This window comes from Brevibacillus panacihumi W25, from assembly GCF_000503775.1.
Classification (GTDB): domain Bacteria; phylum Bacillota; class Bacilli; order Brevibacillales; family Brevibacillaceae; genus Brevibacillus; species Brevibacillus panacihumi_A.
Genome location: NZ_KI629785.1, coordinates 1,704,774 through 1,718,004, shown reverse-complemented (window position 1 = coordinate 1,718,004; position 13,231 = coordinate 1,704,774). Strand labels below are relative to the sequence as shown.

Annotated in this window: 14 protein-coding genes and 1 pseudogene; all 15 read left to right on the top strand. The window is 50.6% G+C overall.

The window, feature by feature from the left end:
- Positions 1-19: 19 nt before the first annotated feature.
- The 15 genes and pseudogenes from T458_RS49260 to T458_RS49200 all read left to right on the top strand — a co-directional run bounded on the left by T458_RS49260 (position 20) and on the right by T458_RS49200 (position 13,179).
- Positions 20-520 (top strand): GNAT family N-acetyltransferase, encoded by a 501-nt coding sequence (locus T458_RS49260; protein WP_023558534.1) that lies wholly within the window; start codon positions 20-22, stop codon positions 518-520.
- Between the two features lie 160 nt (positions 521-680).
- Entirely contained in the window at positions 681-1,274 is a 594-nt protein-coding gene (locus T458_RS49255; RefSeq protein ID WP_051410127.1) for a flavin reductase family protein, read from the top strand.
- 69 nt (positions 1,275-1,343) lie between these two features.
- Complete coding sequence (locus T458_RS49250) at positions 1,344-2,243, top strand: SDR family oxidoreductase (RefSeq protein WP_023558532.1); 900 nt, start codon at positions 1,344-1,346, stop codon at positions 2,241-2,243.
- A 62-nt stretch (positions 2,244-2,305) separates the two neighbouring features.
- The gene (locus T458_RS49245; RefSeq protein ID WP_023558531.1) at positions 2,306-2,935 is read left to right on the top strand and encodes a C39 family peptidase; all 630 of its coding nucleotides are present in this window, start codon (positions 2,306-2,308) and stop codon (positions 2,933-2,935) included.
- A gap of 839 nt (positions 2,936-3,774) precedes the next feature.
- A pseudogene (locus T458_RS57945) lies at positions 3,775-4,875 on the top strand (S8 family peptidase); the annotation flags it as partial.
- 474 nt (positions 4,876-5,349) lie between these two features.
- A complete protein-coding gene (locus tag T458_RS57650) occupies positions 5,350-7,239 on the top strand; it encodes a fibronectin type III domain-containing protein (protein WP_252989850.1) in 1,890 nt (629 codons plus the stop codon).
- Positions 7,236-7,385 carry an XkdX family protein gene (locus tag T458_RS49235; RefSeq protein WP_023558528.1) on the top strand — a complete coding sequence of 50 codons (150 nt, stop codon included), beginning with the start codon at positions 7,236-7,238 and terminating at the stop codon, positions 7,383-7,385. Before T458_RS57650 ends, T458_RS49235 begins: the two co-directional genes overlap by 4 nt.
- A 78-nt stretch (positions 7,386-7,463) precedes the next feature.
- Entirely contained in the window at positions 7,464-7,664 is a 201-nt protein-coding gene (locus T458_RS49230; RefSeq protein ID WP_023558527.1) for a cold-shock protein, read from the top strand.
- 375 nt (positions 7,665-8,039) lie between these two features.
- On the top strand, positions 8,040-8,498 hold the full coding sequence (locus T458_RS49225; RefSeq protein WP_023558525.1) for a phage holin family protein: 459 nt from the start codon (positions 8,040-8,042) through the stop codon (positions 8,496-8,498).
- Positions 8,495-9,349: an N-acetylmuramoyl-L-alanine amidase gene (locus T458_RS49220; RefSeq protein ID WP_252989849.1), complete on the top strand. Its 855-nt coding sequence runs from the start codon at positions 8,495-8,497 to the stop codon at positions 9,347-9,349. Before T458_RS49225 ends, T458_RS49220 begins: the two co-directional genes overlap by 4 nt.
- A 42-nt stretch (positions 9,350-9,391) precedes the next feature.
- Positions 9,392-9,796: a hypothetical protein gene (locus T458_RS49215; RefSeq protein ID WP_023558523.1), complete on the top strand. Its 405-nt coding sequence runs from the start codon at positions 9,392-9,394 to the stop codon at positions 9,794-9,796.
- A gap of 140 nt (positions 9,797-9,936) precedes the next feature.
- The gene (locus T458_RS49210) at positions 9,937-10,251 is read left to right on the top strand and encodes an alpha-helical endospore appendage domain-containing protein (RefSeq protein WP_023558522.1); all 315 of its coding nucleotides are present in this window, start codon (positions 9,937-9,939) and stop codon (positions 10,249-10,251) included.
- Positions 10,232-11,083 carry a hypothetical protein gene (locus T458_RS49205; protein ID WP_023558521.1) on the top strand — a complete coding sequence of 284 codons (852 nt, stop codon included), beginning with the start codon at positions 10,232-10,234 and terminating at the stop codon, positions 11,081-11,083. Before T458_RS49210 ends, T458_RS49205 begins: the two co-directional genes overlap by 20 nt.
- 42 nt (positions 11,084-11,125) lie before the next feature.
- Positions 11,126-11,953, top strand: coding sequence for a BclA C-terminal domain-containing protein (locus tag T458_RS56135; protein WP_023558520.1), 828 nt, complete (start codon positions 11,126-11,128; stop codon positions 11,951-11,953).
- Between the two features lie 125 nt (positions 11,954-12,078).
- Complete coding sequence (locus T458_RS49200; protein WP_031306126.1) at positions 12,079-13,179, top strand: histidine kinase N-terminal domain-containing protein; 1,101 nt, start codon at positions 12,079-12,081, stop codon at positions 13,177-13,179.
- Positions 13,180-13,231 lie beyond the last annotated feature (52 nt).

The window sequence follows — 13,231 nt, the reverse complement described above, 5'->3', positions numbered from 1 at the left end:
TTTGGGGTGGATAAAGAGAATGGATAGTTTGAAAGCGATTGTGAAGCAGTTGGGGAAAGGGGACGGAATCATGGAAATACGAGCAGCTGTGCAAAGTGATTTGGCAGAGATTGTGCGTCTGTTGGCCGACGATGAATTGGGAGCAACCCGGGAACGATATGAAGACCCGCTGCCGCAAGCCTATCTCGATGCTTTCTCTGATATTCAAAGGCAGGTCGGCAATTCCGTGCTTGTCGCAGTCGATCACGACAAAGTGATTGGCTGCCTCCAGTTGACCATCATTCCTGGACTGGCGCGCCTGGGGATGAAACGGGCGCAAATCGAAGGGGTGCGCGTAGATCGGGAGTATCGCAGCCAGGGCATTGGAGAAGCGCTGTTCCGCCACGCGATTGAGCTGGCGAAAGAGCAGGGCTGCGGACTTGTTCAGCTGACGACTGACAAATCGCGTCCGGACGCCCATCGATTCTATGATCGGCTCGGATTTGTGAGGAGTCATGAGGGAATGAAATTATCTTTGTAGGAAAAGAGAAGTAAAACAAAGCAGGGCTGTCGGATCTAGCGACAGCCCTGTTTGCTTTTTCATACTTCGATGGAGGGTGAAATGTTTTCATTCTACAATCTCTTCAAGAACAGCACAGGAGGAGATTGCAGACGTGAAGCAAGACTTAAAGCTGCCAGCTATGAAAACCGTAAAACCAAAGATTTTGTATTATGGAACCCCTGTCATCCTGCTGAATACCAGCAATGAGGATGGGACCACAAATATCACGCCTATATCATCGTCATGGGCCTTGGGGTATACCGTTGTCCTCGGTCTGGGTGCGGGCGGGAAAGCCTTGGAAAATCTCATGCGGCATGGGGAATGCGTGCTGAATCTCCCGGACCCGAGTCTCTGGGAACAGGTAGAGCGGCTGGCTCCTTATACCGGAAAGGACCCGGTGCCACCGTTCAAGCAAAGCATGGGGTATTCCTATCAAAAAGACAAATTCGAGATCAGTGGATTTACACCCGCAGCGTCCGTTAACGTCAAGCCTTCGCGCATCCTCGAGTGCCCGTTGCAATTGGAAGCTGTCGTCAAGCATATTCGCATGCCGGAACATGCTCCGGAATTTGCTGTCATCGAGACGGAAGTACTCCAAGTCCATGCACATGAGGGCATTGTTTTGGGCGAGCATCATATCGATCCGGCGAAGTGGAGCCCGCTTCTCTACAACTTCCGCCACTATTTTGGGCTCGGGCAAGCTCTCGGCACGAACTTTCGCGCAGAGAGGTAGATCGCTAGAAGAACCCCTTTCGCATAGGCGCATATCCTAATGGTATCGATTTCGAGAGGGGGATTCGCTATGTACCCGATGTACCCGTATTACAGTTCGAAAACGACGTGTGAGGAGACGCCGATCACATTCCCGCCGCAGCATCAGGATCGTCAGCCAGGAATGGAATACCTGATGGTTCCTCGTCCGATCTACGACAATCCTGCCTACTTGGGGAGCGGGAAATTGCAAGGAAAGATTGCGATCATCACAGGAGGCGACAGCGGGATTGGAAGGGCAGCGGCGGTAGCCTTTGCCAAGGAAGGAGCCGATGTCGCAATACCCTATTTTGACGAGCATGTGGATGCGGAGGAAACCAAAAGCATCATCGAGGGATATGGACGTCGCTGTCTCTTGCTCCCGGGGGATTTGCGGGAGGAGGCATGGTGTCAGGAGGTGGTGACCCAGACGATTTCCTTTTTTGGCAAACTGGATGTACTGGTCCTCAATCAGGCTGTCCAATTCCCTCAGCACAGTATCCTTGACATCAGCAGGGAGCAGCTGGAGGATACCTTCCGAACCAATATGTATCCCCACTTTTTCTTGACGAAGGCAGCCCTGCCTTATCTGCAACCCGGCAGCTCGATCATCAGCACTGCCTCCGTCACCGCCTATCAGGGAGAGCCGCTGCTCCTGGATTATTCCTCGACGAAAGGAGCCATTGTGTCCTTCACGCGTTCCTTGTCCCTTCAACTCCAGGACCGTGGAATCCGAGTGAATGCGGTAGCGCCGGGGCCGATTTGGACCCCGCTGATCGTATCCAGCTTTTCAGCGGAGTATGTGACGACCTTTGGAACGGACACGCCGATGCGCAGAGCAGGACAGCCGTTTGAACTTGCTCCTACTTATGTGTATTTGGCGTCTGACGATTCCGGATACGTGTCCGGGCAGGTATTGCATGTAAATGGCGGAACGATCACGGAGACGTAAAACAGGAATGGGAAGATAGGGTGCTTCGAAATGTGTTACCTTTAGAAGGAGGAATGAGCCGGATGGAGGTAGAGAGCATGCAGGAAGTACCCTATTTTGGTCAGTTTGAATCGCGAGCGTTGATTGGCGACTTTATCACGGGAAAAAGGAATCCGGCCGACGACCCTCTGTGGGAGCTGTCGGGTGCAACCGATCAGGCGGAATACGCGCGGTGGTGCGATCATATTTGCGGGATGGCTTGTCTGAAAATGGCCTTGGCCCATTTGCAGGATCGCATCATTCCCACGATGGACCTGATGAAGCAATGTCGGGAGTACGGGGGATATGTAGTCCATGAAGATGGAACGATCAAAGGCCTGATCTACCGCCCATTTATTTCGTTCGTTTCGGAGCAGTTTTCCCTTCAGGCGGAGCTGAAGGAGCACACCCCGATCGAGGAGATTTACGATCTGCTCGACCGAGGATACGTGTATATCGCATCTGTCCATCCGAGCATCCGCAAGCCTGACGCGGTACCGCCCAAGCAAGGCGGGCATCTGGTCTATGTGTTCGGGAAGGACGAGCAGACCCGGGAGCTTCTGTTTCACAATCCGTCCGGGGATACCCCGCAGACGCAGGAGAATGTTCGCATGAGCCTGGGGAACTTTTCCCGCTTTTATGCAGGGCGCGGGATATTGATCAAAGGCAGGTAGACAACCCTTTACAGAACTTTACATAACCGTTCATTTTCCCGTTTTTTCTGCTGGGCGGGTTATACTTGAGCCAAGCGAAAGAAATAAGAACTGCACAGCGTTATTGCGAAAAGCCATCCGAGCATCCGGGTGGCTTTTTCAATTCCCTGAAATGGTGAGGGACGCTTCGATTGCAAAACGGAGGTGAAGAAAGTGACAAACACAGAAGCGTGACCAGAAAAACCTTTTTCGCCAAGCTTCCCAAAACACACGAGTGCTATGGATGCGTCTGGGCGCAAGTTCTCGAACAGCGCGTGCTGTGCGTGAGAATGCCTTGTGTCAGGAAGAGGCAGGTGAAATAGCGGCACCCGTCGAGCAGTGAAAACAGGCGAACAGCGCCAGACATACACAAAAGCGAGTTCAAGGCTTGGGTCCACTCGCTCCTTGCTCGACGGGCGCTGCTCGTCATAGAGAGAATCATCGTGTTGAGGGGAGGAGGTCAAGATGCATCACGAAGGAACGATCCTTGTCCGGCAAGGGAGAGGGTCCCCGAATCAGGGGAGCGATTGGCTGAGGCGGCAAAGGGGGTGGCGGGATGGAACGTGAACGAGCCGTGCTGGTCGAGTTGGTGAGAGAAGCGTATCCGCAGCTGGAGACACTGGTCAACCTGGATCAGTGGATGTCCGGCAGCGGCGTGTGGAACTAAGCAAGAAAGCGGCTGTACAGCTTGAGAAAAGCAAGCAGGAAAGAGCACCTTCTCTCTGGGAGCAGATAGTTTCGAGGTAGCAGGTGCTCTAATTCAGGAGCGGACGTACTGACAAAGGGTATCGTCAAATGAAAAACACATCATTTTAAAGGAGATGAAGTCATTGCGTAAAAAGCGTATCAATGGTAGAGGGGCGAAACATCGCATCCCTCATCAGTATATTATCAACTTCAAACCTGGCATAACCAAAGAGGAACAAGAGAAGGTAATCAAACAGTTCGGTGGAAAAGTCTCTCGAAGATTTGGAAAAGGCCTGGATCTTTTCGTACCAGTCCAAATAGACGATGCAAACGTAGAAAAATTGTTGGAGCATGAAGCAGTTGAGGACATTGACCAAGACGTTATCGCAGAGGCACCAGCTGTAAGTGAGGGAGTTAACTGGGGATGCCTTACGGCTTCCGTAGGTAACTTTTGGGATGCAGGGTACACAGGAAAAGGTGTTCGTGTTGCCATTATTGACACAGGCGTAAGTCCACATGTTGACTTACCAAATATATTGGGTGGATATAATGTTGAAGCAGGTACATCGGACTACACAGACGTTTCTCCAAGTGTTGATGGTCATGGTACTATGAGTGCTGGCGTCATCGGTGCAAGAAAAAATGGAAAAGGAATTATGGGCGTTGCGTACGAAGCAGACTTGTATTCGATCTGTTGTTACTACCCAGGAACAGGCGGTGACCAACAATCGTATACAACAGTCTCACTAACAACAGCGGCTTTACAATACGCCTTGGACATGAATCCACGACCAAATGTAGTTTTGTGTAACGTCCAGTTACCCAGTGGTTCAACAGCTCTGAAAAATGCAGTCAATAACTTAATAAACGCGGGTATTCCAATCCTTGCGGCGGCAGGAAACTTTGCTGCGACGGAGGCTGACGTTAGGTATCCAGGATACTACGACAATGTTCTGTCTATCGGCGCGTCTCAAACCTACACAACCAGTCCATATATACGCAGAGCATCCTATTCCCAATATGGACCACATTTGGATATTACCTCATATACGGCACAGACCGCCACTTCTAAGGGAGGTGGCTATTCTCACTATTCGGGTACGTCTTGTGCGACACCGTTTGCTACAGGTGTAATGGCACTACTCAAGCAAGCATACCCTTCGCTAACAGTGACACAACTGTATAATAAACTTCTTTCAAGTACGATTCCTATTAATTATGGGATGGACAATGAGTATGGGCTAGGACTTATCAATCTACCAATCAGTATCCTACCGACACCACCAACGTATCCATTGATTTCTAGTACGACGGTTGAGACTTTCCAAACGCCCAACTTCAAATTCGATCTGAAAGGTGATTGGGAAATTGGAATGGACGGTTCACGCAACATTCTTTCGTCAGGAGCTGTCTTGTATCCAGGTAACGCAGTACAGACGCTAAAATTCCGCACCCCTTCCAACATGGTTGGAACTCTTGAGTTTGATGTACGAGTCGTAAGTGCTTCGTCACTATACGGTCTAGGTGTGTACGTGAACGGCGAACTTACGACACTTTACAGAAGTACAAGTTCCAATTATGGAAAGGTTTCTATCCCAATTCAGGGTGGTAAATCGTACCGTTTTGACTTGGAGTGCGATTCCGGTTCAACTACTACTTCAGCTGAAGTTCGGATCAGCAACCTTTCACTTAATTTGCAAGAAGTTCAGTTGATCACAGAGACGTTTGAAAGTTCGAACCAAACCATCCCGTTCACAGGTGACTGGGTACGCACGACGACATCGCCACAAGCAGGCTCTTATTGCTACCGTAGCGGTGTCATTACACATAACCAAACATCTAAAACATCCTTCAAGGTTACGGCTCCATCCGGCGGTACATTGGAGTTCTGGTATCGAACAGACTCCGAAAAAAACTACGATAAGCTGACGGTAAAAGCAGATTCTACAACCATCGTCAACGGCGAGTCGGGTACAGGTGGAACGTGGACAAAAGTAACTCATACTTTGCCAATCGGTACAACTGAAATCGAATTCAGCTACGTTAAAGACGGTAGCAACAGTAACGGTACAGATGCCGTCTACATCGACCAAGTAACCGTCTCAGGTATGAACATTTCCGTATCCGCAGGCTCAGGAGGCGGTAGTGGTACACCAGGGGAGTCGATTAACAACCCGATCATTCTAACAGGTACGTCTGCAAGTGGATCGTTCCAAGCTGGCGGCGCAGTCTTTTACAAGTTCACAGCACCATCTACAGGCTCCTTCACCTTTACAACGGATTCTACTACCGACTTGAAGATGGACTTGCTCAACATAGATGGAACGAAGGTGCTGGATACGGACGACGATAGTGGCGGTAACAGACAGCCGAAAATCACGTACAACTTGATCAGTGGCACTGTCTATTACGTGAAAGTATACGCATACTCAAATTCTGTTGCAGCGTCGTTTACACTTCTGGTAACACCACCAGCGGCAGGGAATCTTCCGGGTATGGTTTACGTTTCCACACAGTCTAAAACGTCGTCCAGCGCAACGTTGAATCTGACATCGACTGGCGCGACGAGTTTTAACGTGTATCGTAGCACAACCTCTTCCGGCTCGTACTCGCTCGTAGCATCCGGTGTACAAACACCTTACACAAACTCTGGCTTGTCCAGTAGTACAGCCTACTACTACAAAGCCGAAGGTGTGAACAGCTATGGAGTTGGCCCGTTGTCTGCCTACAATCTGGTGATTACAGAGTCCGCAGGTAGTCCTCCAGGTGCGGCTTCGATTTCCGTAGCAAGCACCACAACGTCCAGCGCAACGCTGAACTTATCGGCTACTGGTGCGACAAGTTTCAACTTGTACCGTAGCACATCCGCGACAGGTACGTACTCGCTGATTGCATCTAGCGTGTCCACACCGTACACCAACACCGGCTTGTCTAGTGGGACGACCTACTACTACAAGACCGAAGGAAAAAACATCTACGGAACGGGTAACATGTCCACTTATGTAGCGGCAACTACAGATCTGGAAGGTTCTCCCCCTGATACACCAACGCTAACCGTAGGAAGCGCAACAAGCAATAGCTTGACTCTTACCTACTCGGGGACAGGTGCCACAAGCTATGACATCTATCGAGATAATGCCTTGATCGCGTCCGAACGGACATCCACGACCTACACAGACACGGGGCTGAATTCAAGCACCCTATACAAGTACCATGTAGTGGCGAAAAACGCGTATGGAACGACACAAAGCCCGTCGAAGTACGGTGGTACAACGAAACCAAGTGGAAATCCACCTGACACACCAACGTTGACCGTAGATAGTGCGACAAGCAATAGCTTGACTCTCACCTACTCGGCGACAGGTGCCACAAGCTATGACATTTATCGAGATAACACCTTGATCGTGTCCGAACGGACATCCACGACCTACACGGACACGGGGCTGAATTCAAGCACCCTATACAAGTACCATGTAGTGGCGAAAAACGCGTATGGAACGGTACAAAGCCCGTCGAAGTACGGTGGTACCAAGAAACCAAGTGGAAATCCACCAAATACACTTATGAAAATTCTGTATCGAGGTGGCACAGATGCATGACATTCTGGAAAATCGCCTACGCTCATAAATGGGTGACGTTGGACCAGCTGCGCCAGGTCGTCCAAACAGCTGCTCGTCCGCACGGAGAAATTACACCCGAAGAATTTACAGCCATCACCGGACAAGATTTTCATTCGGAAGGTTAGATTTCCCTTAGACGGGAGATACTAACGGGGTAAGTCAAACATCATTTCATGTATTTGCTACATGCTAGGAGGCAATCAATGGAACACGGAAAAGTTAAGTGGTTTAACGCAGAAAAAGGTTTTGGGTTCATCGAGCGTGAAGGAGCAGAGGATGTATTCGTACACTTCTCCGCCATCCAAGGAGAAGGGTACAAATCACTGGAGGAAGGGCAAGAGGTTACCTTTGACGTTGAAAATGGCCAACGCGGGCCGCAAGCAACCAACGTCCGCAAGGCATAAGAAATTTATAGGAAAGCACAAAAAAGCCCTTGCCGCTATGGCAGGGCTTTTTCAACGTGTAGGAAGTGAAGGGGAGCAGGAAAGCTGGTTGAGGAAAAAGGGAAAACCAGCGGAAGGTTTTTGGGATCTTGACCAAGCTGGAGCGGAAAAGGGGGAACACGCATTCAGCGGCCAACCCTGATTCACTTCCATGAGACGGCTGCTTTTGGCCGCGGTTCCGCCTTTGGAGTGGAAGCGGCCAGGCCGATCCACAGCGAAGATCCCAACCCACCTGGAGCGTTTTCCCTTTTTCCTCCCCTCCACAAGGGCTGGCAGACCACCAAACAAAGAAACGCAGATTTCCTAGTCTTTGCAAATAAAAGGAGGGAGCTACACATGAGGTTTTTCCAGTCTTTTGACACTCTGCTCTCGCCTGCGAATGGGTGGGCGATGTCAGCGGGAGCCACGATGGCTCCCGTTTTTTATTATCTGTACGGCAGTGAACGGCGCGATATTCTGATCGTCCTGCTTGTCATGATCGCACTGGATTGGATGACAGGAGTATTCGCCGCGAAAAAAGACCTGACCTACTCCTCGGAGTACGGGTTGAGCCGGATTCCGCGGACCTTGTTTTTGTTTGCTCTGCCGGCTGTCGCCAATCTGTTGGATCGGGTGGTGGGAACGCCGGGCTTTTTGTTCTTCGGCGTCACGTTTGGACTGATCTACCATACGTGGACCAGCCTGACAGCCAATGCCTTCCGTGCAGGATGGCCTCTGCCCAAGGCTGTAGTCAAGCTCGTGTCCTCGGAGATCCAGGCCAAGGCAGAGCGATCGACGAGGAAGGAGAAGCAATGATGCGGATCACGGACTGTTTTTTGACCAACCCAAACGCTCGTCCCGGGAAAACGATTCGCCCCAAAGGCGTGGTCATCCATTGGACGGCGAACAAAACGAGCGGTGCGAACGCGATGGCGAACCGGAACTACTTTAACAAGCCGACTACGATCGCAAGCGCTCATTATATTGTTGATGACAGGCAAATTATTCGCTGTCTGCCTGAAAATGAGATGGCGTACCACGTCGGCGCAAAATCCTACAAGCAGGATGCGCTGAACAGGCTGAGCAGCTATCCAAACAACTGCACGATTGGCATCGAAATGTGCGTCAACGCGGATGGACGTTTTTCCGAGATGTATCGAAAGACCGTAGAGCTGGTCAGCCATATCCTGAAACAATACGGCTGGGGCGTGGACAAGCTGTGGCGGCATTTCGACGTAACCGGGAAAAACTGCCCAGCTTTTTTTGTCACCAATCAGGAAGCCCTCGCTTATTTCGGCGTGACAGCCGTCATGGCGTGGGAGAACTTTAAAAAAGACGTCCAGCGATTATTGACCGACGATTCACTTGTAAGGGAAGACGCACTGCCCAGGTGCGCCATTCAGATCGAACTGCCCGAAACCGGCGCACTCCATGAAGGGGTTGCGTATCTGCCGCTGCGGGCTGTGGCTGAAGGAGCAGGGGGAAAGGTTGAGTGGGACCCGTTGACCAAAGGCGTGAAAGTAAATGGTCGAGAAGTAACCGCACACAACGTAAACGGCATATCCTACACTTCCGCGCGTGAATTGGCCGAAGCGTTAAAGCTGCAAGCAACATGGGATGCAGAGAGGAAGACCGTCATCCTGCATGGAAATGGAAAACGAAACTAACACCTTCTCCACTCGTCTAACCCCTTGAAGGAGGGAAAACGTTTGAACGGAAAAATTCTTCTCTGCATCTTTAGTCTGGCATGTATATTGCTTTTTGGCTGTTCGACACAAGAATATCCCCAAAGCGTTCCGCAGACATTGGTTCACCTGCAGGATGGGATTCCCCCTGAAGCCAGGGAATACTTTGAGCAAAAATTGGGTGAAGAGAATGGCGGACTGCATGTCTTCCACCAAGGCGAGCATACCTATTTGCTGTTGGCCGAGCCCAATCGGATGATCAGTACCGTCCAGGAGTATCCGGACCACATTCGGGTAGTGACCACTTATTCGCCGTCTACGCCGGTAGGAGGCACTTACGGCGGAGGCAAAGAAATTCCAAGCGTGCTGTACATTACAAAAATCCCCAAAATAGAGAAAGCCTACGGCGTATTTGCCCAGGAGTCGTGAGCGAACTGCTCATTTCCTCATCATAAAATCGTGGGGCAAGAAATACGTTGGTAGTAATAGCCGGCGGAAAATCTGCAGATATGCTGATCTTCGGACAAGCAACGAAGCTATGACCTATGTGAAATGGAGGGCAACCCCGCATGTCATTACCCAACATTCCCGACATTACGCCTCGCATCGACCTGAAGCGGGAGGAAGTCATTCACCTTTTGTTAACTTCGGTCGCAATGGATGAAATCAGCCTTTCGCAAATCCTGAATGCCGAGGGGGAAAACATGCAGCGCCTCTTGGAGCAGGATCATGTGTCGTTGGAGGATATGATCCAGATGAATCGGAGTGTCGAGCGAATGCTGCGGACCATGGTCGGCAAACAAATTTTGCTGCAATTCAAGCTCGACCAGATCATGGAGCTGGACGGGAAGCTCGGCGGGCAAGATGACACGCAAGAGGAGTAGCCCTTTCCTTGCACGGGGTCTATCGGAAGCTCTGCGGCGGGCGGCAGACTTCGGGAGAAAAGAAGGTACATCAGGGGCAAGCATCGATCTCTTGGAATCCTCGGTTGCTTTGGAAAAGTCTGCTGCAACCCTCATGACGACGCAAACACTCCATCTCGCCTCATGGCTGCAAGCTCCCCAACCGCCAGAAACCTTCTCTCTCCCCCGTTTTATTCGCTGGCTGGATTCTTATCGAGCGTGGCTGGAAGCAGCACTCGCCTACCAATCTTCGACGCATCGACGCTGGCAATGCATCGTGACGCATGAAGCGCTTCGCCGGAATGCCAGAACCACATATCTTTCACCGGAATGCCTGGCAAGGGAGCAGACGAATGCCGCAGCTTCCGCCTTTGCGCTTCTTGCGTCTACCTATTCCTTTTTCAGCTTCTGGTTGGTTCGCCTGAATACAGAGAAAGCGTTGGCGGCAGACATCGAACGATTGGAACAACTGCTCCTGACATGCCTGCAGCAGGGGGAAGAACTGCTGCGCCTGTTGTCTCGAAAAAGGGAGGAGTGGAGTGGCGAGGTTCTTGCCTCTGACGATTTGCAGCAAAAACAGCGCGCATTTCGCAAGGCACTGGGAGAATGGGGTGCCGTTTGGAGATCGCAACCTCTTTTTTCAGTGGAAGGATCCAGGCGGATGAACATCGTGCTTCGGAGGTTGGCGGAATACGGCCAGGACTCGAGAATGACTAATCCCCCCATCCAGACAGCTCCCCCTGCAAAAAGGCCTTGGCTTCATAACGAAGTCGTGCCGGGGAGCAAAAAGAAGGAGTCCGATCATCGCCGTTGAGTATCGTGGAGAAGGCATGTGCATAGAGAGGAGGGGAGAGATGTGTCTATTCCTGGTATTCCGAATATCGATCCCAAAATAACGATTACCCGGGACGATGCCGTCAATTTGCTTCTGTCCGCGATGGCGATGGAGCAGCTCAGTCTGACACAGATCCTGGCAGTGGAAGGGGATAAGATCAAATATGCCTTGGGGACGCTGCCGGGCGCAGGATATGAGTCTGACGTGACCATGGATGAATTGATGACGATCGACACGAGCGTGAAGGAGACGCTGGATACGGCGATTCGTCTGGAAATGCTGCTGCAATCCAGGCTGGAGACGTTGCTGCAGTTGCCTGGACGATCTGAGGAGCGAGGTCCGGTCCCGTCATATCCGGAATTGGTGGTGTCTAGGCCTTGCGAAGAAGACGAGGTAGAGGAGATGGAGACAGCCAATACGGACTTCGGTGCAAGCGAACGAGGATCAACATCCATGGTCATAAATGGATTTGGCGCCAATACTAGAGGTGCCATTTTGCGCGTAGTAAAAGAGGGGATTCCGATCCCGCTGTCCGACAATCAGGTGCTGCAAGGAATCTTTACCGATGAGGAGCAGACCGCCTTTACAGTTCCGGATGATGGAAACTACCTGATCACGTATGTCATTCAATTTACAGAAGCCTTGCCCATCCATGCCCGAATCACGATCAATGAAGAGCCCTATCTCCCAACGGTTATCGCTTCCAACGGGGAGCAGACCTCCTTCACCAATACAGTTCTGGCACCCTTGGCAGCTGGGGACGCGATTGCCTTGCAGCTGTATGGATTCGACGGTGAAGCTGTCCTGCAGACCGGAGCAGGAGCGACCCTGACGATCGTAAAACTGTAGCACAGAAGAGAAGGCAACATGGATGCCTTCTTTTTTTGTCGTGTTGTCCTGTTGTGGTTCAGCAGATCATGTATAATAATGGAGAAAATATAACCTTATTACATACGGGGTGAAAGCGGTTGTTCATGGATCCATTGACAGCGTTTCTTGAGGAACAGGAAGCAAAGATCGTGGAACAGTTCAAAAACCAGATCGTCAAATCTGAACACGACCAATTTAGAGACCGGATTCACTTAAATGGACAAGCTATGTATCGTATGGTAATTGGGTATTTTCGCGGGACCGTAACAGAAGAGGACATTCAAGCGCTCGCCTATCGAGTAGCTTGTGAACGCAATCAGGCGCAAATCAACATTGGAGACTTTGTACATAACGTCTGCATGGGCCGCAGGCTGATCCTCGACTCTTTGCAGGAGGGTGGCGTACCGGCTGCCACCATGTTACCCGTTGTCATGAAAATAAACGAATGTTTCGACATTTTTTTGGTCCACGCTGTTTCCAAATACACGGAATTGAAGGACAGAGACCTGGATAAAAAGCAGATGTTCATCGAACGGTCCCACAAAGATCGAATGACCATTCTAGGACAAATGGCATCCAGCTTTGTACACGAATTCCGCAATCCCCTGACATCTGTCATCGGCTTTTCAAAACTGCTCAAAGAAGATCATCCTGACCTGCCTTATCTCGACATTATTGAAAATGAATTATACCAGCTCAATTATCGGGTTTCCCAATTTTTGCTCGTCTCCAAAAAAGGCTCTGCTGCAGTATCCAGGCGGATAGAGACGTTTAATGTGGCACAGCTGATTGAAGATATATTGGCCTTTTTATATCCGACGATTGTCGATGTCAACGCGCAGACTGCGTGTACCATCGATCCTTCGTTTTCCTTGACGGGCAACAGAGATGAGATCAAACAGGTTTTGATCAACATCCTTTCCAATGCCTTGGATGCCTTGCAGCGAGTTTCAGGAGAGCGGCTGATCCATATCGAAGGTTTTCAAAACGAGCAAAAAGCCAGCATCTCCATCGCAAACAATGGCTCCCCGATCCCGCCTGATATTTTACCCGTCATTTTTGAGCCTTTTTTTACAACAAAGGAACTGGGGACGGGGATTGGGCTGTATGTGTGCAAGGAAATCATTGAACGGCATGACGGTACGATTAGCTGCGAATCTTCGGAGCGAAGCACCGAATTTCGCATGACCTTTGATCTAAGATAGGAATAGGCGTACCAAAAAACTAGCAGGTGAAATCGGCATGGATTGTAGGCCA